The 21,878-nt window shown below is 67.9% G+C and carries 19 protein-coding genes; 11 read left to right on the top strand and 8 right to left on the bottom strand.

The genetic code is table 11. The features are described 5' to 3' along the window. Positions 1-437 precede the first annotated feature (437 nt). Positions 438-2,537, top strand: coding sequence for a glycosyl hydrolase family 18 protein (locus tag N440_RS00600; protein WP_133933762.1), 2,100 nt, complete (start codon positions 438-440; stop codon positions 2,535-2,537). A 115-nt stretch (positions 2,538-2,652) separates the two neighbouring features. Here the strand turns inward: N440_RS00600 and N440_RS00595 are convergent, their stop codons facing one another. Next, on the bottom strand, positions 2,653-3,438 hold the full coding sequence (locus tag N440_RS00595) for a DsbC family protein (protein WP_133933761.1): 786 nt from the start codon (positions 3,436-3,438) through the stop codon (positions 2,653-2,655). 100 nt (positions 3,439-3,538) lie between these two features. After that, complete coding sequence (gene xerD / locus N440_RS00590) at positions 3,539-4,516, bottom strand: site-specific tyrosine recombinase XerD (protein WP_133933760.1); 978 nt, start codon at positions 4,514-4,516, stop codon at positions 3,539-3,541. Positions 4,517-4,572: 56 nt separating this feature from the next. On the opposite strand from xerD, the gene N440_RS00585 reads away from it, so the two are divergent. Beyond that, entirely contained in the window at positions 4,573-5,064 is a 492-nt protein-coding gene (locus N440_RS00585; RefSeq protein WP_133933759.1) for an RDD family protein, read from the top strand. An 87-nt stretch (positions 5,065-5,151) separates the two neighbouring features. Here the strand turns inward: N440_RS00585 and lptG are convergent, their stop codons facing one another. Both lptG and lptF read right to left on the bottom strand, forming a co-directional pair. Continuing rightward, positions 5,152-6,258 carry an LPS export ABC transporter permease LptG gene (gene lptG, locus N440_RS00580; protein ID WP_004154136.1) on the bottom strand — a complete coding sequence of 369 codons (1,107 nt, stop codon included), beginning with the start codon at positions 6,256-6,258 and terminating at the stop codon, positions 5,152-5,154. Continuing rightward, positions 6,255-7,337 (bottom strand): LPS export ABC transporter permease LptF, encoded by a 1,083-nt coding sequence (gene lptF, locus N440_RS00575; protein ID WP_133933758.1) that lies wholly within the window; start codon positions 7,335-7,337, stop codon positions 6,255-6,257. The genes lptG and lptF overlap by 4 nt, the downstream gene beginning before the upstream one ends. 104 nt (positions 7,338-7,441) lie before the next feature. Here lptF and N440_RS00570 point away from each other — a divergent pair, with 104 nt between their 5' ends. The 4 genes from N440_RS00570 to N440_RS00555 all read left to right on the top strand — a co-directional run bounded on the left by N440_RS00570 (position 7,442) and on the right by N440_RS00555 (position 13,285). Next, entirely contained in the window at positions 7,442-8,920 is a 1,479-nt protein-coding gene (locus N440_RS00570) for a leucyl aminopeptidase (protein WP_049458260.1), read from the top strand. 82 nt (positions 8,921-9,002) lie between these two features. Further along, positions 9,003-9,428 carry a DNA polymerase III subunit chi gene (locus N440_RS00565; protein ID WP_133933757.1) on the top strand — a complete coding sequence of 142 codons (426 nt, stop codon included), beginning with the start codon at positions 9,003-9,005 and terminating at the stop codon, positions 9,426-9,428. A gap of 72 nt (positions 9,429-9,500) precedes the next feature. After that, positions 9,501-12,329 (top strand): valine--tRNA ligase, encoded by a 2,829-nt coding sequence (locus tag N440_RS00560; protein ID WP_133933756.1) that lies wholly within the window; start codon positions 9,501-9,503, stop codon positions 12,327-12,329. A gap of 134 nt (positions 12,330-12,463) precedes the next feature. Then, positions 12,464-13,285 carry an EamA family transporter gene (locus N440_RS00555; protein WP_133933755.1) on the top strand — a complete coding sequence of 274 codons (822 nt, stop codon included), beginning with the start codon at positions 12,464-12,466 and terminating at the stop codon, positions 13,283-13,285. A 75-nt stretch (positions 13,286-13,360) separates the two neighbouring features. On the opposite strand, the gene rimI is transcribed toward N440_RS00555, so the two are convergent. From rimI to pssA, 3 genes are read right to left on the bottom strand one after another with little or no spacing between them, the layout of a single operon-like run. Beyond that, positions 13,361-13,858 carry a ribosomal protein S18-alanine N-acetyltransferase gene (gene rimI / locus N440_RS00550; protein WP_004154129.1) on the bottom strand — a complete coding sequence of 166 codons (498 nt, stop codon included), beginning with the start codon at positions 13,856-13,858 and terminating at the stop codon, positions 13,361-13,363. Further along, positions 13,855-14,367: a hypothetical protein gene (locus tag N440_RS00545; RefSeq protein ID WP_133933754.1), complete on the bottom strand. Its 513-nt coding sequence runs from the start codon at positions 14,365-14,367 to the stop codon at positions 13,855-13,857. The genes rimI and N440_RS00545 overlap by 4 nt, the downstream gene beginning before the upstream one ends. Further along, positions 14,364-15,140: a CDP-diacylglycerol--serine O-phosphatidyltransferase gene (gene pssA / locus N440_RS00540; RefSeq protein ID WP_005415206.1), complete on the bottom strand. Its 777-nt coding sequence runs from the start codon at positions 15,138-15,140 to the stop codon at positions 14,364-14,366. Before pssA ends, N440_RS00545 begins: the two co-directional genes overlap by 4 nt. 80 nt (positions 15,141-15,220) lie before the next feature. Here pssA and N440_RS00535 point away from each other — a divergent pair, with 80 nt between their 5' ends. From N440_RS00535 to N440_RS00520, 3 genes are all read left to right on the top strand, one after another. Beyond that, positions 15,221-15,595, top strand: coding sequence for a DUF4124 domain-containing protein (locus N440_RS00535; RefSeq protein ID WP_133933753.1), 375 nt, complete (start codon positions 15,221-15,223; stop codon positions 15,593-15,595). A 570-nt stretch (positions 15,596-16,165) separates the two neighbouring features. Next, a complete protein-coding gene (locus N440_RS00525; protein WP_133933751.1) occupies positions 16,166-17,869 on the top strand; it encodes a proline--tRNA ligase in 1,704 nt (567 codons plus the stop codon). A 222-nt stretch (positions 17,870-18,091) separates the two neighbouring features. After that, positions 18,092-18,475: an H-NS histone family protein gene (locus tag N440_RS00520; RefSeq protein WP_004154120.1), complete on the top strand. Its 384-nt coding sequence runs from the start codon at positions 18,092-18,094 to the stop codon at positions 18,473-18,475. A gap of 97 nt (positions 18,476-18,572) precedes the next feature. Here N440_RS00520 and N440_RS00515 read toward each other — a convergent pair whose 3' ends face one another. Continuing rightward, on the bottom strand, positions 18,573-19,832 hold the full coding sequence (locus N440_RS00515; RefSeq protein WP_004154117.1) for a threonine/serine exporter family protein: 1,260 nt from the start codon (positions 19,830-19,832) through the stop codon (positions 18,573-18,575). Positions 19,833-19,924: 92 nt separating this feature from the next. Here N440_RS00515 and N440_RS00510 point away from each other — a divergent pair, with 92 nt between their 5' ends. Then, a complete protein-coding gene (locus tag N440_RS00510; RefSeq protein ID WP_004154116.1) occupies positions 19,925-21,046 on the top strand; it encodes an ABC transporter permease in 1,122 nt (373 codons plus the stop codon). Between the two features lies 1 nt (position 21,047). Continuing rightward, positions 21,048-21,875, top strand: a complete 828-nt coding sequence (locus N440_RS00505) for an ABC transporter ATP-binding protein (protein WP_133933750.1) — start codon at positions 21,048-21,050, stop codon at positions 21,873-21,875. Positions 21,876-21,878: the final 3 nt, after the last annotated feature.

The raw sequence follows: 21,878 nt of genomic DNA, 5'->3' as shown, positions 1-21,878 counted from the left end.
TTTTTTGTTCTGCCTTTCGTGGCTGACCGCGCAGGAACCCGTCAGGGGCCGGGTGGGTGGGCTGCGCAGGGGCGTGAGCCGCATGGATGCGGCGATCGAGCTTACATGGACGTACTTGCAGCGTCCCCTGCGCAGCCCACCCACCCGGCCAACCCTCAGAAACCCGCTTTCAGCGACCCACCCCAGCCACAAGGGGGCTCCGCCGATGGCCGCCGACCGCGCGCAGCGCCGCTCTCCCCCGGATCCCCGAACCATGCACTCGCTCACGGATTGACCACACGATTGATGACAACGTTGTCCCTACCTGGCGCCGGACTCTCTCCCCGGCCTCCCAGGTACCCCGTCCGCCCCCTCCGTCGCCTTCCCGGGCGACGCCCGGACCTGCGTCACGCGCGGCGCCATCGGGGCCCGCGCGCCCTTTGATCGGAGACTTACCCATGTACGACCCGATTGTGCGCAGTGCCGAACGTTCGACCCGTAGCTGTCGTCCCCGCCGCCTGGCCTGGCTGCTTGCCCTGGCCGCCGGCAGCGTCGCCCTGCCCGGCCTGGCGCAGGCCGCCAGCTGTGCCGGGGTGGCCCAGTGGGACCAGGCCAAGATCTACCGGGCCGGCGATACCCTGCAGAAAGGAGGCGTCCTCTATCGGGCGAACCAGGACATCTGGAACGCGCCGCCGGATCATCCGGCCGGTGCGCCCTACTACACCAACCTGGGTGCCTGCGATGGCAGTGGCAGCAACCAGCCGCCGGTGGTCAGCCTGACCTCGCCGGCCAACGGTGCCACCTTCAGCGCCGGCAGCACGGTGAACGTGACCGCCAACGCCAGTGATCCGGACGGCAGCGTCGCCAAGGTCGAGTTCTTCCGCGATGGCAGCTCGCTGGGCATCGCCACCAGCGCGCCGTATGCGGCCAGCTGGGCCAATGCCAGCGCCGGCAGCCACACGCTGCGTGCGGTGGCCACCGACAACAACAACGCCACCACCAGCACGCCGACCATCACCATCACCGTCAACGCCGCCGGTGGCGATACCACCGCGCCGAGCGTGCCGGGCGGGCTGGCCGTGGGTACCCGTACCGCCAGCAGCATCGCGCTCAGCTGGAGCCCGTCCACCGACAACACCGGTGGCAGCGGCATGGCTGGCTATGACGTGTACCGCAACGGCAGCCTGGTCGGTTCGCCGTCCAGTGCCAGCTATGTCGACGGCGGGCTGACCGCATCGACCACCTACCGCTACCGCGTGCGCGCCCGCGACAACGCTGGCAATGCGTCGGCACAGGGTACCGAGATCAGCGCCACCACGCTGGCCGGCGACGGCGGCAGCACCGGCAAGCGGGTCATCGGTTACTTCACCCAGTGGGGCATCTACGGCCGCAACTACCGGGTCAAGAACATCGACAGCAGCGGTTCGGCCGCGCGCCTGACCCACATCAACTATGCGTTCGGCAACGTGCGCAACAACCGCTGCGAAGTGGGCATCACCCAGCCGTCGGATCCGAACAGCGGTGCCGGTGGCGATGCCTTTGCCGATTACACCAAGGCGTTCAGTGCCGCCGAGAGCGTCAGCGGCAGCGCCGATACCTGGGACCAGCCGCTGCGCGGCAACTGGAACCAGCTCAAGCAGCTCAAGGCCAAGTACCCGGGCATGAAGGTGCTGATCTCGCTGGGTGGCTGGACCTGGTCGCGCGGCTTCTCCAGCGCGGCGCGCCCGGAAAACCGCCAGGCCTTCGTCGCCTCGTGCATCGACGCCTACATCAAGGGCAATCTGCCGGTGACCGACGGTGCCGGTGGCGCCGGTGCCGCACTGGGCGTGTTCGACGGCATCGACATCGACTGGGAATACCCGGTGGCCTGTGGCATCGAATGCGGCAAGCCGGAGGACAACGCCAACTTCACCGCGCTGATGGCCGAGTTCCGCCGCCAACTCGATGCGGTGCGTCCGGGCCTGTTGCTGACGGTGGCGGTGGGTGCGGGCATCGACAAGATCCGCGTCACCGATCCGGCCGCGTACCATCCGTACCTGGACTACATCAACGTGATGACCTACGACTTCCACGGCGCGTGGGATGCGAAGACCAATCACCAGTCGGCGCTGTTCGATTCGCCGAATGATCCGTCCACCGGCGACCAGAAGCTGTACAACAGCAACGATGCCATCGAGGCCTTCATCAGCCGTGGCGTGCCGGCCGCAAAGCTCAACCTGGGCATCGGCTACTACGGGCGTGGCTGGACCGGCGTCGCCAACGCCAACAACGGCCTGTACCAGACCGCCAGCGGCGCTGCGCCGGGCACGTATGAAGCCGGCATCGAAGACTGGAAGGTGCTGAAGAACCTGGCGTGGCCGGGCTACACCGACAACACCGCCGGTGCCACCTGGATCTACAACGGCAGCACGCTGTGGAGCTTCGACACCCCGGCCAACATCACCCGCAAGATGGGCTACGTGAAGACCCAGGGCCTGGGCGGCGCGTTCGTCTGGGAGTTCAGTGGTGACGATGCGCAGGGCACGCTGACCAAGGCGGTCAGTGATGGTCTGAAGTAAGAAAAAAGCCGGGGGTGCATTGTGCGCCCCCGGCCTCTGATCTGTAGCGCCGAGCCAGGCTCGGATGTCACATGTGGAACCGCAGTCGAGCATGGCTCGACGCTGCAGTTCCGCGTCAGCGCTTGGCCGACAGCTTTTCCAGCGCCGCGCGCAGCTGCGCCGGCGGCAGGTAGCCGCCCAACTGGGTGCCATCGGGGGCGAAGATGGCCGGCGTACCGTTCACGCCCAGCTGCTGGCCCAGCGCGTACTGCATGGCCACCGGGTTGGTGCAGTTCTTGGCCGGCACGCTGCCACCGCGCTTGGCATTGGTCAGCGCCTGGCGACGGTCGGCCGCACACCAGACCGAGATCATGTCGGTGTAATCCTTGCTGCCCAGGCCCATGCGCGGGAACGCCAGGTACTCGACGCTGATGCCGTTGCGGTTGAGCTCGGCAATGTCCTGGTGCAGCTTGCGGCAGTAGCCGCACTCGATGTCGGTGAACACGCTGATGGTGTACTTGGCGTTCGGCGCGGCAAACACGATGCGGTCACCGTGGTTGGCCTTGGCCAGCAGGTCGCGGCGGTAGCCGAGCAGGCCTTCGCTGTTGGCCGGGCCCTTGGCACGGGTGTCGTAGGGCTGCGACTGGAACAGGTAGCGGCCATCATCGGACACGTACAGCAGCTGGCCGGAAACGACGACCTCGCGGAAACCGGGGAACGGCGCGGCGCCGATGTAGTCCACCTGGAAGCCGGGATTGAGCGCGGTCAACGCCGCACGCACGGCCTGGTCGGCCGACGCGTTGCTGGCCGGGCTGGCCTTGGCCGCAGCAGGTGCAGGTGCCTTGGCGGCCGGCGGGGCCGGCTGTGCACAGGCGGTCAGGCTGAGCGCACCGAGCACGGCGGCGATGGCAAATCGAAGCATGGAGCGGTCCGCGGCAGAAGAAGACCCCGGATTCTGACACAGCCGCCCGCAGCGGGCCGCGATGCCGCGCACGGCCCGAAGCCGGGATTCAGGCCCCTGCTCAGCCGCGCGGGTGATGGCGGGCGTGCAGTTTCTGCAGGTGTTCGCGGGCCACCAGGGTGTAGATCTGGGTGGTCGACAGCGAACTGTGGCCCAGCAGCATCTGCAGCGCGCGCAGGTCGGCGCCGCGATTGAGCAGATGGGTGGCGAAGCTGTGGCGCAGGCCGTGCGGGCTGATCCGCGCCGGGTCGATGCCGGCCACCTGCGCGTGGCGCTTGACCAGGTGCCAGAACGCCTGGCGGGTCAACGCATGCAGCGTCGACTCGACGAACAACGGGGTCTGCCCATCCGCCAGCGCCTGCACCCTGCCCTTGCCGACCAGCTGTGGCCGCGACTGCTGCAGGTAGCGCTCCAGCCAATGCTGGGATTCCTCACCCAGCGGCACCAGGCGTTCCTTGCTGCCCTTGCCGGTGACCCGTATCACGCCCTGGCGCAGGTTGACCGCGGTGGCCGGCAGCAACACCAGTTCGCTCACGCGCAGGCCGGCGGCATACATCAGTTCGAGCATGGCACGGTCGCGCAGGCCCAGCGGGCTGTCGATGTCCGGCGCCGCCAGCAGTGCATCGATCTGGCTTTCGGTCAGCGCCTTGGGCAACAAGCGTGGCAGCTTCGGGGGGTCCAGCAACGCGCTGGGGTCTTCGCTGCGTTCGCCACGGCGCACGCCATCGGCGAAGAACGCCCGCAGCGCCGACAGCAGGCGTGCGTTGCTGCGTGGCGACCAGCCATGGCGGGTGCGCCAGGCCAGGTAGTCGAACAGCCCGGGACGCTCGATGCCGGCCAGGCCACCGTCGCGCCCATCCATCCAGCGCGCCAGCCCTTCCAGATCGCGCCGGTAGCTGTCGAGCGTGGCGCGGGCCAGGCCATTCTCGGCCCAGATCGCATCGAGGAAACGCTGGATGCGCGCACTGTCGTCAGCGCGCAGTTCGGGCAGCTGCTGGACCAGCTGGCGGCGTTCCGCAGGAGTGGAAACAAGAGCCATGGGTGAAGGATACGAGGGCGCCAGCGGATGCGGCCAGCATTGCGTATGCTCGGCGCATGTCCCGCCCTGCCACCGACACGGCCCCTGCGGCCGCTACTGGAATGCCGCGCCCGCGTGCCCTGCTGGTCTGGCGCGTGCTGGCCATGGTCTACGACGCGCTGCCGGTGCTGGCACTGTGGATGCTGGCCGGCACGCTGTTCACCCTGGCCTACACCCTCAGCGGCCACGCGCAGCGCGAGAACATCGCCCCGTTCAGTGCCTGGCAGTGGCTGCTGTGGGCGGTGTGCTGGGGTGTTACAGGTGGGTATGCAACGGCCAGCTGGCGCCGCGGCGGCCAGACGCTGGGCATGCGGCCATGGCGGTTGAAGCTCGAATCGAGCGATGGCACGCCGCTGCGGCGCGCGCAGCTGTGGCTGCGCTTCGCGGTGGGCACGCTGTCACTGCTGCTGGGCGGGCTGGGCTTCTGGTGGGCATGGGTCGACCGCCAGCGCCTGACCTGGCACGACCGCGCCAGTGGCACCCGCGTGGTGCGGTTGCCCAAGCGCTGACCCGCATTCTGTAGCGTCGAGCCATGCTCGACTCACGCCACGCGCGGGCCGCGGAAAACCGCCGGGCCGCGCCCGGCGCTGCAGCATTCAGCCGGATTTGCGCCGGAACAGCAAACCGGACACCGCCAGCATCACGATCGGCGGCAGCGCATAGGCGATGCGGTAATCGAACTTCAGCGCGCCGGCCATGCGGCCGAAGAACAGCTGCAGCAGCCAGAAGCCCAGCGCGAACAGGATGCCCAGGAACAGGCGCTTGCCCATGCCGCCGCTGCGCAGCGAACCGAACGCGAACGGCACCGCGGCCAGGCACAGCGCCAGCACGTTCAACGGGTAGAACCAGCGGCTCCAGTAGATATCCTCGAAATCACGGGCGTCCAGGCCATTGCGCTCGCGGTATTCGATACTGGCCCGCAACTCGGCGATTCTCAGGTTGCGCGGCTTGGCAATACCCGCGGCCAGCGCGCCGGCATCCAGGCGGGAATTCCACGGCTCCCGTGCCACTTCCTGGCGCGTGGCCGAGCGCTCGCCGAACGTATCGCGGCGGACGCCGGTCATCACCCAGCCGTCGCGGTCATGTTCGGCAGTGGCAGCATGGGTGATCGAGGCGATCTGTCCATCTTCGGCGATGCGATACAGGCGCACGTCACGCAGGATCAGCCGCGTGCCCTTGTCGCCGACCAGCTGTTCCTCGCCGCCGGCAGCGCTGAGGAAGGTATCGCCCTCGCGCGCCCACAGGCCCGAGTAACGGGTGGTGGCAATGTCCCGGCCCCACTTGGCGCTGGCCTTCAGCGCATCGGCGCGGTCCTGGCCCCACGGTCCCAGTGTCTCCGCGCTGAACACCATCACGGCGGTCAGCAATGACAGCGCGATCGCCACCGACACGCTCAATCGCCTGCGCGACAGGCCCAGTGCGCGCAGCGCGGTCAGTTCCGACGTCGCGGCCAGCTGGCCCAATCCCATCAGCGCGCCGATCACCGCAGCCGTGGGGAACATCGTGTAGGCCCGGCGCGGCACGGTGTACAGCACCCAGGCCGCCGCGTGCCCCAGCGTATAGCCGTTCTTGCCGATGTCCTTGAACTCGCCGGAGAAGGCCATCACCACGTCCAGGCCCACCAGCACCGCCCAGGTCAGCAGCACCGTGGTGAACACCGTCCGGCCCAGGTACAGGTCGAAACGCATCGGGCGCAGCCTCATGCGCGGGCTCCCTTCGGTCGGCCCAGGCGGCCATCACGTGCATACATCCAGATCGACAGCGCCAGCAGTGGCAGGGTCAACCACCACAGGCCGATCGCGGGCGGTATCTTGCCGGTGGCGATCCAGCCACTGCCGATGAACATCAGGTTGGTCCCCACCATGTAGGCCATCAGGGCCAGCATCATCCGCCCGTAGCGCTGCTGGCGCGGCGAACTGCGGCCCAGCGGTACGGTCAGCAGGGCAAAGGCCAGTGCGATCAGCGGTGGCGCCAGGCGCCGGTGCAGCTGGGCCTGCGCCTGCGGGCGCCCATCGCCGATCAGCTGCAGGGTCGGCATCAGTTCCGGATCATCCTCGGTACGGGTCTGGGCGCCATCGGGAAGGGCAACGTCGTTGCGGGCGAAGGTCGCCAGGCGGTAATCCAGCCCGCCTGCGGCCGGCCCTTCCACCTGGTGCCCATCGTCCAGCTCGAGGAAGCGCTGGCGGGCGCCTTCAAAGAACATCCGGCCACCTGCGGCGGACACCACCTCGATGCGGTCATCCTTCTGCCGCTGCATGAACACCTTGCCCAGCTGGGTGCCATCGGGCGAGATCGACGACAGGTAGACCACGCCGCCATTGGGCAGCGGGGTGAACCGGCCCGGCTCCAGGCCGGCCATCAGTACGCTGCGGTTGGCTTCAATGATCATCTGCTCGGCCACCCGGCCGGCCCACGGGCCCAGCCACAGCGAGCAGGCACCGACCACCAGCACCACCGGCACCACCAGCATCAGCAGCGGCCGCAGCAGGCGCCTGGGGCCGACGCCGATGGCGGTGATCACCGCCATTTCCGAGTCGCGGTACAGGCGGGCGATGGCCAGCAGCAGGCCCAGCATCAGTGCCAGCGGGAGGATCAGCGGCAGGTAGGCGATGAACTGCAGGCCCAGCTGGGAGAACAGCAGCTTGGCCGGCAGGCGTCCGTCGGCAATGTTGCCGAGGATGTCCACCAGGACGCCGCCCACGCTGACCACGAGCAGGACGATCAGGGTGGCGAGGAAACTCTGGACGAAATCGCCCAGCAGGTATCGGTCGAGCTTCAACATGGGGCGGTGGTTTAAACTCTGGGGTTCGTTCGCGGTGCCGCCCAGTCTACTGTCTGGGCGTAAACGGTCCGCGATTGTACGGACTTGCCAATGGAATCTGCTCAATGGCCCTCGAATTCACCCTGAACCATGTTGCTCCGGCCGCCGCCACTGTTGATTGCCTGGTGGTCGGCGCGTATGCCGACCATACCCTGACTCCGGCCGCAAAGGCACTGGACGCCGCCAGCGGCGGTCGCCTGGCCGCCCTGGCCCAGCGCGGCGACCTGTCGGGAAAGACCGGCGCCACCACCCTGCTGCACGACCTGCCGGGGGTGACCGCCCCGCGCGTGCTGGTGGTCGGCCTCGGTGAGGCCGCCCGCTTCGGCGTGCCCCAGTACCTGAAGGCCGTCGGCGACGCCGTTCGCGCGCTGAAGGCCGGTGCCACCCGCAGTGCGCTGTTCACCCTGTCCGAAGTGGCGGTGAAGGACCGCGACGCCGCCTGGGCGATCCGCCAGGCCGTGATCGCCGCCGATCACGCTGCTTACCGCTATACCGCCACCCTGGGCAAGAAGAAGGCCGACGATGCCGGCCTGGCGCAGCTGGCCATTGCCGGTGACGACGCCCAGGCCCTGGCCCAGGGCCAGGCCATCGCCGCCGGTGTCGAGTTCGCCCGCGAACTGGGCAACCTGCCGCCGAACTACTGCACCCCGGCCTACCTGGCCGAAGTGGGCGTGAAGTTTGCCGGCGAGCACGACGGCGCCGAGGCCGAGATCCTGGATGAGACCCAGATGGAAGCGCTGGGCATGGGCTCGCTGCTGGCCGTGGCCCGTGGTTCGGCCAACCGCCCGCGCCTGGTCGTGCTGAAGTGGACCGGCGCCGGCGACGCCAAGCCCTACGTGCTGGTCGGCAAGGGCATCACCTTCGATACCGGTGGCGTCAACCTGAAGACCCAGGGCGGCATCGAGGAGATGAAGTACGACATGTGCGGTGGCGCCAACGTCATCGGCACCTTCGTCGCCGCGGTCACGGCCAAGCTGCCGCTGAACCTGGTGGTGGTGGTCCCGGCGGTGGAAAACGCCATCGACGGCAACGCATACCGTCCGTCCGACGTGATCACCTCGATGTCGGGCAAGACCATCGAAGTCGGCAACACCGACGCCGAAGGCCGCCTGATCCTGTGCGACGCGCTGACCTACGCGCAGCGTTTCGAGCCGGCCGCGCTGGTCGACGTCGCCACCCTGACCGGTGCCTGCATGGTCGCCCTGGGCCACCAGACCGCCGGCCTGATGAGCAAGCACGACGACCTGGCCAACGAGCTGCTGGCCGCCGGCGAACACGTGTTCGACCGCGCCTGGCGCCTGCCGCTGTGGGACGAGTACCAGCCGATGCTGGATTCGACCTTCGCCGACGTCTACAACATCGGCGGCCGCTGGGCCGGTGCGATCACCGCCGGCTGCTTCCTGTCGCGCTTCGCCGAAGGCCAGCGCTGGGCACACCTGGACATCGCCGGCGTGGCCAGCGATGAAGGCAAGCGTGGCATGGCCACCGGCCGCCCGGTCGGCCTGCTGAGCCAGTGGCTGCTGGACCAGGTCGCCCGCGCCTGATGCCGTACCCGACCCTGGCCGGCCACCGCCGGCCAGGGCCTCGCCCGGCAACGCCGGGCCCCTGCCTGACCCGGACCCTGCCATGCCCCGCGCCGACTTCTACCTGATCGCCAAGCCCCGCTTCCTGACCGAGCCGCTGCGCCTGGTCTGCGAGCTGGCGCGCAAGGCCAACGACGCCGGGTTGTTCACCCTGGTGCTGGCCCGCGACCAGGCCCAGGCCGAGGAACTGGACGAGCTGCTGTGGGCGTTCGATGACGAGGCCTACATCCCGCACCAGATCGCCGGCGAGGACATGGACGAGGAAGAAGCCCTGGTGCTGATCGCGGTGCCCGGCACCGAGGCCCCGGCCCGCCCGCTGGTGATCAACCTGCGCGACGATCCCTGGCTGGGCCAGTGCGAGCGCGTGCTGGAAGTGGTCCCGGCCGACCCGGAAGCGCGCGAACCGCTGCGCGAACGCTGGCGCCAGTACAAGGCCGCCGGTTACGACCTGAACAAGCACGACATGTAAGCACGCCCCGGCCCCCTTGATGGGCCGCCGCCGTGCCCTGATCCTTCAACGATTGCCTCCTGGTTCCCCCGCATGACCCAACTCGCCTCCAGCTACGACCCGAAGTCCTTCGAGACCGACCTCTACGAGGCCTGGGAGAAGGCCGGCCACTTCAAGCCGTCCGGCACGGGCGAGCCGTACACCATCCTGCTGCCGCCGCCGAACGTGACCGGCACCCTGCACATGGGCCATGCCTTCCAGCAGACCCTGATGGACGCGCTGGTGCGCTACCACCGCATGCGCGGCTACGACACGCTGTGGCAGGTGGGTACCGACCATGCCGGCATCGCCACCGAAATGGTGGTCAGCCGCAACCTGGCGCTGGAAGGCAAGGGCGAGACCCGCGATTCGCTGGGCCGCGAAGGCTTCATCGGCAAGGTCTGGGAGTGGAAGCAGCAGTCCGGTGACACCATCGAGCGCCAGATGCGCCGGCTCGGCACCTCCGCCGACTGGTCGCGCAGCACCTTCACCATGGACCCGCAGCCGTCGGCCGCGGTCAACGAAGCCTTCGTGCGCTGGTACGAGCAGGGCCTGATCTACCGTGGCCAGCGCCTGGTCAACTGGGACCCGGTGCTGAAGACCGCCATTTCCGACCTGGAAGTGGAGAGCGCCGAGGAAGACGGCTTCCTGTGGTCGATCGCCTACACGCTGGATGAAGGCCTGAGCTACGAGCACGTCGAGCGCGATGCCGACGGCGTGGAAACCCTGCGCGAGACCCGCGACTACCTGGTGGTCGCCACCACCCGCCCGGAAACCCTGCTGGGTGATACCGCGGTGATGGTGCACCCGGAAGACGAGCGCTATGCGCACCTGATCGGCAAGAGCGTGGTGCTGCCGCTGACCGGCCGCCGCGTGCCGGTGATCGCCGACGACTACGTCGACCGTGCGTTCGGCACCGGCGTGGTCAAGGTCACCCCGGCGCACGACTTCAACGATTACGAAGTGGGCGTGCGCCACAGCCTGCCGATGATCAACCTGTTCACCCCGGTGGCGGCGCTGAATGAGAATGCGCCGGAACGCTTGCAGGGCCTGGACCGCTACGAAGCGCGCAAGGCCGTGCTGGCCGAACTGGAAGACCTGGGCATCCTGGTCGAGACCAAGGCGCACAAACTGCAGGTGCCACGCGGCGACCGTACCGGCCAGGTGATCGAGCCGTACCTGACCGACCAGTGGTTCGTGAAGATGGACGACCTGGCCAAGCGTGGCCTGGAACTGGTCGAGGACGGCAGCATTTCCTTCGTGCCGCCGAACTGGATCAACACCTACCGCCACTGGATGAACAACATCCAGGACTGGTGCATCAGCCGCCAGCTGTGGTGGGGCCACCGCATCCCGGCCTGGTTCGATGCCGCCACCGGCAGCTGCTACGTCGGCCGCAGCGAAGCGGAAGTGCGCGCGAAGCACCACCTCGGCAGCAATGTGGTGCTGGACCAGGAAAGCGACGTGCTGGAGACCTGGTTCTCCTCGCAGCTGTGGCCGTTCTCCACCCTGGGCTGGCCGAACGAACAGGCCATGGCCGAGCGTGGCTTCGACCGCTACCTGCCGTCGTCGGTGCTGATCACCGGCTTCGACATCATCTTCTTCTGGGTGGCGCGCATGATCATGGCCACCGACAACCTGGTCGGGAAGATCCCGTTCAAGGACGTCTACTTCACCGGCCTGATCCGCGACGGCCAGGGCCAGAAGATGTCCAAGAGCAAGGGCAACGTGCTCGATCCGCTGGACATCATCGACGGCATCACCATCGACGACCTGGTCGCCAAGCGTACCGGCGGCCTGATGCAGCCGAAGATGGTGGAGAAGATCGAGAAGGCCACCCGCAAGGAATTCCCGGACGGCATCGCCGCCCACGGTGCCGATGCGCTGCGCTTCACCATCGCTGCGCTGGCCACCCACGGCCGCGACATCAAGTTCGACATGAACCGCGCCGAGGGCTACAAGAACTTCTGCAACAAGCTGTGGAACGCCAGCCGCTTCGCCCTGATGAACACCGAGGGCGCGGCGTTCAGCGGCGCGCCCAAGCCGCGCACCGATGCCGAGCGCTGGATCCTGGCGCGCCTGGCCGCCACCACCGCCGAAGCGCAGGGCCATTTCGCCGCCTACCGTTTCGACCTGCTGGCACAGTGCCTGTACGAGTTCGCCTGGAACGCGTTCTGCGACTGGTTCCTGGAGCTGAGCAAGCCGGCACTGAACGGTGGTGACGCCGCCGACGCCGAGAGCACCCGCCACACCCTGCTGTACGTGCTGGAAGCCCTGCTGCGCCTGCTGCACCCGCTGACCCCGTTCATCACCGAACAGCTGTGGCAGCAGCTGGCCCCGCGCCTGGGCCTGGCCGAGACCACGCTGTCGCTGCGCCCGTACCCGACGGCGGCCGAGTTCGAAGGCGATTTCGCCCAGGCCGAGGCCGACGTGGAATGGCTGAAGGCAGTGATCAGTGCGGTGCGTCGCGTGCGCAGTGAACTGAATGTCGCGCCGTCCAAGCTGGTGCCGCTGCGCCTGCAGGCCGGGCTGGAGCAGGACCGCGTGCGCATCGAACGTTTCAGTGCCTCGCTGTCGTTCCTGCTGAAGCTGGACAGCATCCAGTGGCTGGCCGAAGGCGAAAGCGCACCGGCTGCCGCCGCCGCGATCATCGGTGAGCTGAAGCTGCTGGTGCCGCTGGAAGGCCTGGTCGATCTTGATGCCGAGCGCGTGCGCCTGGACAAGGAAATCGCCCGCGTCGAAGCCGAGAAGGAGAAGAGCGAGACCAAGCTGGCCAAGTTCACCGACAAGGTGCCGGCGGCCGTGGTCGAGCAGGAGCGCGTGCGCCTGGTGGACTGGAACACCCAGCTGGCCGGCCTGCGCGAACAGCGCGCGAAGCTGTAACCGCGGCGCTCTGGTGCGTGCCAACCAAGGTTGGCACCTGCCACGGCGGGAGAGGTTGGCACCCACCGAAGTGGAATCGGAAACGCCGGGCGATGCCCGGCGTTTCCATTTGCCCCGCATGGCATCATCGGCGGATGCCGCTTTCCATCTTCCTGCTCGTCCTCGCTGCCGCAGCACTGCATGCCAGCTGGAATGCGATCGTCAAGCGCGGCCCGGACAAGTTCCTCGGCACCGTGCTGGTCACCGGCAGCGCCGCGCTGCTGTCGGCCGCCGCGTTGCCGTTCCTGCCCTTCCCTGCCGCGCACAGCTGGCCGTGGCTGGGTGCCTCGGTGTTGCTGCAGGTGACCTACTACGGCCTGGTGGCACGCTGTTATCAGCAGGTCGACATGAGCCTGGCCTATCCGCTGATGCGTGGCAGTGCGCCAATCCTGGTTGCATTGGCCGGCACCCTGCTGGGTGAACGGCTGCCGCCTGTGGCCTGGCTGGGTGTGGTGCTGGTCAGCACCGGCATCCTGTGCATGGCACTGGGTGCACGAGGCGGCCAGCTTCGGCTGCCACTGCTGACTGCCGCGATGATCGCCACTTACACCCTGGTCGATGCGCAGGGCGCGCGCCAGTCCGGCAGCGCGCTCAGTTACACGCTGTGGTTGTTCCTGCTGTCGGGCATTCCATTGCCGCTGTGGGCGCTGTATACCCGGCGGGGCACGGTGCTGACCTATGCGCGCCAGCACTGGCCGCTGGGCATGGCCGGCGGCGTCGGCACCACCGCCTCGTATGCGATGGCGCTGTGGGCGATGACCCAGGCACCGGTGGCGATGGTTTCGGCGCTGCGCGAATCTTCGATCCTGTTCGCGTTGCTGATCTCGGTATTCCTGCTGCGCGAGCGGATACCGCGCGCGCGCTGGCTCGCGGCGTCGCTCATCGTCGGTGGCGTGCTGGCGTTGCGGCTGGCGTGAGCAGAGCGTGCCAACCAAGGTTGGCACCTACCGATTCATCGGTAGTGCCGGCCGCTGGCCGGCAACCCTTCTCCGCTACAGCGGCGGCATCGCCTGCAGGTCGCCGTCGACCAGCTCGATCGCCATCACCAGCGCGTCTTCGCGGCCCTGCGCGGCGGGGTAGTAGCGCGGGCGACGGCCGATCTCGTTGAAGCCTTCGCTGTGGTACAGCGCCAGCGCGGGCGCATTGGACGGCCGCACTTCCAGGAACACGCGCTGCGCGCCGCGGTCTCCGGCCAGCTGCACCAGCGCACGCAGCAACTGGCGGCCGAGCCCCCGCGACTGCGTCGACGGATCGATGCAGACGTTCAGGACATGCGCCTCGTCGGCGGCGATGCTGAGCACGCCGTAGCCGATCAGCTGGCCATCGCGCTCCATCGCCAGGCCCGGGTAACCGGCACGCAGGCAGTCAACGAAGATGCCGCGGGTCCATGGGAACGGATAACCGCGCACTTCAATCGCCATCACCGCATTGAGATCGCTCTCGCGCAACGCGCGCAGGCTGACCGGGCCGGGCTGGCTGACCGCACTCATGGCGCGCCCCGCTTGCGCAGGGCGCGCAGCTGCGGCCACAGCGCGCGCTTGGCGGCCGGGTCGTGGCGCAGCCGGTCCAGGGGCCAACTGTCCATCAGCGCCTGCGTCGCCGGATCATTGGGATTGCAGCCGGACGCACGCAGCAGCGCGATCTGCAGGCGATCCGGCAAGCGCACCACGGGCTGCCGGGCATTGCCGGCCGGCAGCGGACGCGCCGATGCCGGCGCGGTATCGGGTGCGTTGACCGGGGTTTCGCGGCGTGGCGGCGCCGGGCGTGGCAGACCGGGCGACGGCACAGCTTCGGCGCGGCGTTCGCCCGACGAAGATGCGGCGCTTGCCCGCGCCGGCTGCGTCGGCGGCACGGCGGCCGCCTCGGCTTCGGCCACGCTCAGCTGCAGCGCGGCATCCAGCTCGGCGGCCAGCTGGCCGTCGTGGTAGACGGTGTAGCCCATGGCCTGCAGCCAGGCCTGCTGGGCCGGAGACCACAGCACGGGCAGGTCCTGACTCACGCTGCCTCGGGCTTCTTGCGCAGGCGCTGCACGGCCCACATCACCGGGCCGGACAAGGCGTACAGGATGCCCACCGCGAACAGTACGCGCGGCAGATCGATGACCGCGATGGCGATCGCCACCGGCACCAGTGCCAGCACCAGGAACGGGACGCGATCGGAACGGGTGCCCTTGGCGGCACCGCCCTTGAAACTCCAGAAACGGATGCGGCTGACCATCAGCAGCGCCGCGATGATCGTCACGGCCAGCGCCACATAGCGCAGCTGGTTGCCATCCCAGCCCAGGTTGCCATCGGCGAAGGCCCAGACGAAGGACATCATCAGGCCAGCCGCCGCCGGGCTGGCCAGGCCGACGAACCAGCGCTTGTCGACCACCGCCACCTGGGTGTTGAAGCGGGCCAGGCGCAGCGCCGCGCAGGCGGCATACAGGAAGGCCACGGCCCAGCCGACCCGGCCGAGCAGCGGGTCATCGAACTTCAGCCACGACAGCGACCAGTGGTACATCACCAGCGCCGGGGCCATGCCGAAGCTGACCAGGTCGGCCAGTGAGTCGTACTGCACGCCGAACTCGCTGCTGGTGCCGGTCAGGCGCGCCACGCGCCCGTCCAGGCCATCCATCACCGCCGCCACGAACACGGCGATGCTGGCGTTGACGAAATCCCCGTTGGCCGCGGCGATGATCGCGTAGAAGCCAGCGAACAGCCCGGCGGTGGTGAACAGGTTGGGCAGCAGGTAAATCGTGCGCGAACGCGGCGGCGGTGTGATCGGGTCCATGGAATCCAGTTTAATCGACTTGCCAGTGCTCGGTGCCAATGCTGCAATCGGCGTTCTACGCCCATTCTGCGGAGTCTGCCATGCGTGCCCTGTCCTGCCTTGGATGCCTGCTGTTGTTGGCCAGTGCCCACGCCGTGGCCGGTCCGGTCTACAAGTGGAAGGACGCCAACGGCGTGACCCAGTACTCGGAGACCCCGCCGGCGGGCAAGAAATTCGAGACCCGCGAGCAGGCCCGCAGCCCACAGGCCGCGGCCGGTGCCGAGACCCCGGCCACGCCGGTGCCGGAGCAGTGCAGCACCGCCCGCGCCAACCTGGCCCTGCTGGAAGGGTCCGGCCAGGTGATGCAGGACACCAATGGCGACGGCAAGCCCGATACCGCGCTGACCCCGGAGCAGCGCGCGGCGCAGAAAGGGCTGGCCGACGCGGCCGTCAAGGCCTACTGCCCGGCGGAGTGAGGGGTACTGGCAGGGCTTGCAGCCCTGCACCTGCTTCAAGCAAAGGCAACGTCAACGGCAACAGCCGGCTCTGGGCTTTCTGTGGGTTTGGCGGGGCGGTGTCGGATTGCGGGGACGCCGTAAACCCGTCCCTGGGGGCTTGGCCGCGGCATCCATGCCGCGGACACCCCGCAATCCGACACCGCCCCACCTTCGACAGGTTCCTGGTGACGGCGGGCCATCCACGCCATGTGTGGATGAATCTCCATGGAAATCGAATATTCCGGGAATTGAACGACAGCGGCCGAGCATGGCTCGGCTACAGAATTGCGGACAGATCGCGGGAAACTGTCGAAGGCGGGGTGGGTCCGGTTGCGGGGGCGTGAGCCGCATGGATGCGGCGACCGAGCCTACATGGACGTATTTACGGCGCCCCCCGCAACCGGACCCACCCCGCCATCCCCCGGAAAACCCGCTGTTGCTCTTGCAGTTGACGTTGCCTGAGGCGGGTGCAGGGCGCAGCCCTGCCAGTACCCCCCACCCCGGCCGGGCTGGCAGAATAGGCGTCTCTGCCGTTATCCGAAGCCGACGATGCGCCTCTCCCAGTTCCACCTGCACACCACCAAGGAAACCCCCAGCGACGCCGAGCTGACCAGCCACCGGCTGATGCTGCGTGCGGGCATGATCCGCAAGCTGGCATCGGGCCTGTACACCTGGTCGCCGCTGGGCCTGCGCGTGCTGCGCAAGGTTGAACGCATCGTCCGCGAGGAAATGGACCGCGCCGGCGCCGTGGAATTCCAGATCCCGACCATCCAGCCGAAGGAACTGTGGGAGCAGACCGGGCGCTGGCAGAAGTTCGGCCCGCAGCTGCTGAAGATCAAGGATCGCAAGGACCAGGTGTTCTGCTACAGCCCGACCGCCGAAGAAGCCGCCTGTGACTTCGCGCGCAGCGAGCTGTCCAGCTACAAGCAGCTGCCGGTCAACTTCTACCAGGTGCAGACCAAGTTCCGCGACGAAATCCGTCCGCGCTTCGGCGTGATGCGTTCGCGCGAGTTCCTGATGAAGGACGCCTACTCGTTCCATCTGCACGATGAGTGCCTGGTGCGCGAGTACGAGAACATGAAGTCGGCCTACAGCCGCATCTTCACCCGCCTCGGCCTGGATTTCCGCATGGTGCAGGCCGACTCCGGCGCCATCGGCGGTGATGCCTCGCAGGAATTCCACGTGATCGCCGATTCCGGCGAGGACGCGCTGGTGTTCTCCACCGGTTCGGACTACGCGGCCAACATGGAAGCGGCGATCGCTGCCGATCCGGCGCCGCGCGCGGCCGCCGGCGAAGCCATGCGCAAGGTCGATACGCCCACCCAGAAGACCTGCGAGGACGTTGCAGCCCTGCTTGGCATCGACCTGCAGCGCACCGTGAAGTCGGTGGCGCTGATCGCCGGCGAAGGCGAAGCACAGCAGTTCGTGCTGGCGCTGGTGCGCGGCGATCATGAGGTCAACGAGATCAAGCTGGCCAAGGTTGCCGGCCTGGCTGAGCAGCGTTTCGCCAGCGAGGCGGAAATCGCCGAGCACCTCGGCAGCGTGCCGGGCTTCCTCGGCCCGGTCGCGCCGGCCAAGGCCATCCGCGTGGTGGCCGATCGCGAAGTGGCGGCGATGTCCGACTTCGTCGTCGGTGCCAACGAAGCCGGCTTCCACCTGGCCGGCGTCAACTGGGGCCGTGACCTGGTGGAGCCGGAAGTGGCCGACATCCGCAACGTGCGTGCCGGTGACCGTGCGCTGGACGGCGGCGAACTGAAGATCGCCCGTGGCATCGAAGTCGGCCACGTGTTCCAGCTTGGCCGCACGTATGCCAAGGCGCTGGATGCCACGGTGCTGGACGAGAACGGCAAGGCGGCCGTGATGGCGATGGGCTGCTATGGCATCGGCATCTCGCGCGTGGTCGCTGCCGCGATCGAACAGAACCATGACGAGGCCGGCATCATCTGGCCGGACGCGATGGCGCCGTGGCAGGTGGTGGTGTGCGTGATCAACCCGAAGGGCGACGCCGCCGTGGCCGACGCTGCTGCCAGCCTGCTGCAGGAGCTGCGCGATGCGGGCCTGGATGCCGCGCTCGACGACCGCGGCCTGCGCCCGGGCGCGATGTTCGCCGACATGGAACTGATCGGTATCCCGCACCGCGTGGTGGTGAGCGAACGCGGCCTGGCTGCCGGTACCTACGAGTATCGCTCGCGTCGCGCCAGCGAAGCGGAAAGCCTCGACAAGGCCACCCTGCTGCAGCGCCTGCAGGGCTGATCAGGGAAGGACCGGGGCATGCCCCGGTCTTTTTTTGCCACCCGAACCGCTGCCCGATACTGCAGCAGACATAATCCGGTCAAAATCGACACGCTGCAGTCGGCATGCCGCCAAGCCCTGGCCGACCTGCATTTGTGCTTGGATTAATTCATCTTTATTCTGTCCCGCGACGCCATGGACTGGCTCGTCCCGTCCACACATTAGTTTCCGGAGTAACCGTAAATGAGCATTGACCTGACCGGCCTGTCGGCACGAGAGCTGGGCGCCCTGATCCGCACCGCGAAGAAGCAGCAGACCATCGTCGCCAAGCGCCGGCCGATCACCAAGGTCCGGGCCCAGCTGAGCAAGCTGGCCAAGACCGAGGGTTACACCATCGAGGAACTGTTCGGCGGCGCCCCCGCTCCGCGCGCCCGCAAGGTCGCCACTGCGACCAAGGCTCCGTCCAAGACGGCAGGCCGCAAGCTGGGCAAGGTCGCCCCGAAGTACCGCAACCCGGCCAACCCGAAGGAAACCTGGACCGGCCGTGGCAAGCAGCCGCGCTGGATGGCCGAGCTGACCGCCAAGGGCAGCAAGAAGCCGGAAGATTTCCTGATCAAGAAGGCCTGAGGCCAGATCGGGATGCAATGAAGAACGCCGGCGAACGCCGGCGTTTTTTCATTTCCCGGGAGGTGTGTGGAGCAACGGTCCACACCCACCGACATCATCACAGGGTTTTGCGCGCGGGCATCAGCAGATTGCCGAACAACAGGCCGGCGACCAGTGCCATCACCACGTTGAGCACGGTGAGGAACACGCTCTGGCCGGCACCCACGTCCTGTTGCTGGACCAGGGTCAGCACGCCACGCAGGCTGGTGCTGCCGGGCACCATCATGATGATGCCCGGCAGGCGGATGATCGCGCCGGGGCGACCGACCAGGCGGCCGAACAGATTGCCGCCGGCGGTCAACAGCATCGCCGACAGGAAGATGCCCGCCGGTGCACCCCAGGCATGGCCACCGAACTTGGAAATGGCATAACCGGCCACCGAGGCGGCGATCACCCACGGGTAATCGCGGCGGTTGGCCTTGAACAGCATCGCGAACGCGAACGCGGCGGTCAGCAGCGAACCCCACTCCACCCACGGCCCCTGGGGCCGCGCCGCACGGATCACCGGGTCCAGCCCGAGCACGTCTGCCAGGGTCACCGCGATCATCGCGCCGACGCTGAGCTTCATGATGGTGGTGAGTGCACCGGCGAAACGCGCGGTGCCCGACACCCAGTGCTGGCTGGCCAGTTCATTGACCGCATTGGTCAGCGACATGCCCGGCAGCAGCACCACCAGCGAGGCGATGATCACCGTGTTGAGGTTGAGCGCGCCGATGAACGACGCGACCAGAGTGGCAACCAGGCCCGCCAGCAGCGCGGCCAATGCTTCGGCCGCCTCGCGGGTGGCCGGGCGGCGGTCGGTGACCATGCCGAGCAGGCCGATCATCAGGCCGATGACACCGGCGGTGGCGATGTCCAGCCACGGCAGCTTCCACATGCCGGCGACGCCGGCCGCGCCGAGGCTGAACGACAGGATGGTGCGCAGCTTGCCGCGTCGGCCCGGATCCTTGTCCAGCTGCCGCAGCGCGGTGTGGCCCTGGGCGATGCTCATCCGCCCGTTGGACACTTCCTCGGCGATATGGTCGGCAACGCTGAGCTTGTGCAGGTCGTTCTCGCCGGGCGCCAGCCGGATCACACGGGTGATGTCGCTGGAGCCGATGGCCTGCGCCGGGTCGCTGAAGCTGAGGATGATACCGGTGGGATTCGACCACGGTTCACAATCCAGATCGAGCTGGCGGGCCAGTGCCACCACCGCCGTTTCCAGGCGCTGGGCCGTGGTGCCGTAGCTGTGCAGCCGTCCGGCGATCTCGGAAACGAAGGCCACGCGCTGCGCGTAGGTGGCCTGGGGCGTGGGGATCGTGTGAGCATCTGCGGACATGCGCCGTAGTATTACCTAGGCCGGGCCTTACCGGAGAAATTCATCCGAGTTCGACGCGATGCCCAAGACAGACCGGTTATGCTGCGACCCGAATGGCCCAAGTGACCCCGAACCTCGCCCCCCAGCTCGAACAGGACGCCCATGACCCGGGCCTGATCCGCCTGTCCGGCACCTGGACCCTGAAAACCGCGCTGGCCGCGGCCGAAGTCCTGCGCGGCGTTCCCGAAAAACTGACCGGCATCGATGCCACCGGCATCGAGCAGATGGATTCGGCCGGCGTGCTGCAGGTGCTGCGCGTGGCGCATCGCGCCGATCTCGGCGAAGACGCGCTGCAGTTCCGTCAGGACCACCAGGCGCTGGTCTGCACCATCGAAGAGGTCGCCGACGACCGGCCCAAGCCCAAGCGCGACTTCGGCGTGCTGGCGGCACTGGAGCGTCTGGGTGTCAGCGTCCATGCCACCGGCCACAACATCAAGGCGCTATGCAGCTTCCTCGGCGAGAACCTGGTCAAGGCCGCGCGCCTGGTCAAGGAACCCCGCCGCTTCCGGCTGACCGCCACCGTGCACCAGATGGAGCAGGTCGGGCTGGATGCGGTACCGCTGGTGGCGTTGTTGTCCTATCTGGTCGGCGCGGTGATCGCCTTCCTCGGCTCGACCATCCTTCGCGATTTCGGCGCCGAGATCTACGTCGTCGAGCTGGTCAACATCGCCTTCCTGCGCGAGTTCGCCGTGCTGCTGACCGCCATCGTGCTGGCCGGCCGCACCGCCAGCGCCTTTACCGCGCAGATTGGCGCGATGAAGGCCCGCGAAGAGATCGATGCGATGCGCACCCTCGGCCTGGACCCGGTCGACCTGCTGGTGCTGCCACGCTTGCTGGCGCTGCTGGTGACCCTGCCGCTGCTGACCTTCATCGCCATGGTCGCCGGCCTCGCCGGCGGTATCACCGTCGGCGCATTCGACCTGGACATCCCGCCACAGATGTACATCGCGCGCATGCACGAGACGATGGAAGTGCGGCACATGCTGGTCGGCCTCTCGAAGGCACCGGTGTTCGCGCTGGTCATCGGCCTGATCGGTTGCCTGGAAGGACTGAAGGTGGAAGGCACCGCGCAGTCGGTCGGCGAACGCACCACCTCCAGCGTGGTGCAGACGATCTCGCTGGTGATCATCATCGACGCCTTCGCGGCGTTGTGGTTCATGCACATGGACTGGTGACATGAGCACATCCGCCCGCCCCGAAATCCTCGACATGCGTGACGACCAGGGCCATGAACTGGCGATCCGCGTGCGCGGCCTGGTCAACCGCTTCGGCAGCCAGACCGTGCATGAGGACCTGGACCTGGACGTGCGCCGCGGCGAGATCCTGGGCGTGGTCGGCGGCTCCGGTACCGGCAAGTCGGTGCTGATGCGCTCGATCCTCGGCCTGCGTACGCCCGACGAAGGCCAGATCGAAGTGCTGGGCCGCGACGCGCGTGCCGACGATGCCGAGAGCCGCCTGCACATCGAGCGCAACACCGGCGTGCTGTTCCAGGACGGTGCCCTGTTCTCCTCGCTGACCGTGGGCGAGAACGTGCAGGTGCCGCTGAAGGAGCACCACCGCGAGCTGCCCGAGCGCTGGCACTACGAACTGGCGCTGCTGAAGGTGAAGCTGGCCGGCCTGCCCGCCGACGCGATCAACAAGCTGCCGTCGCAGCTGTCCGGCGGCATGCGCAAGCGCGCCGGCCTCGCCCGCGCATTGGCGCTGGATCCGCCGCTGCTGTTCCTGGACGAGCCCACCGCCGGCCTCGACCCGATCGGCGCGGCCGCGTTCGACCGTCTGATCAAGACCCTGCAGGAAGCGCTGGGACTGACCGTGTTCCTGATCACCCACGACCTGGACACGCTGTACGCCATCTGCGACCGCGTTGCCGTGCTGGCCGACCGCAAGGTGGTGGCCAATGCACCGTTGCCGGAAATCGAGAAACTGGATCATCCGTGGATCCAGGAATACTTCCACGGACCGCGCGCGCGTGCTGCGCGCGGCGAACAGATCGAGAGTGCCTGAGCC

This window comes from Stenotrophomonas sp. CC22-02 (genome assembly GCF_004365115.1).
Lineage (GTDB): Bacteria > Pseudomonadota > Gammaproteobacteria > Xanthomonadales > Xanthomonadaceae > Stenotrophomonas > Stenotrophomonas forensis.
The sequence above is the reverse complement of the archived record's forward strand: the minus strand, read 5'-3'. Positions and strand labels throughout refer to the sequence as shown.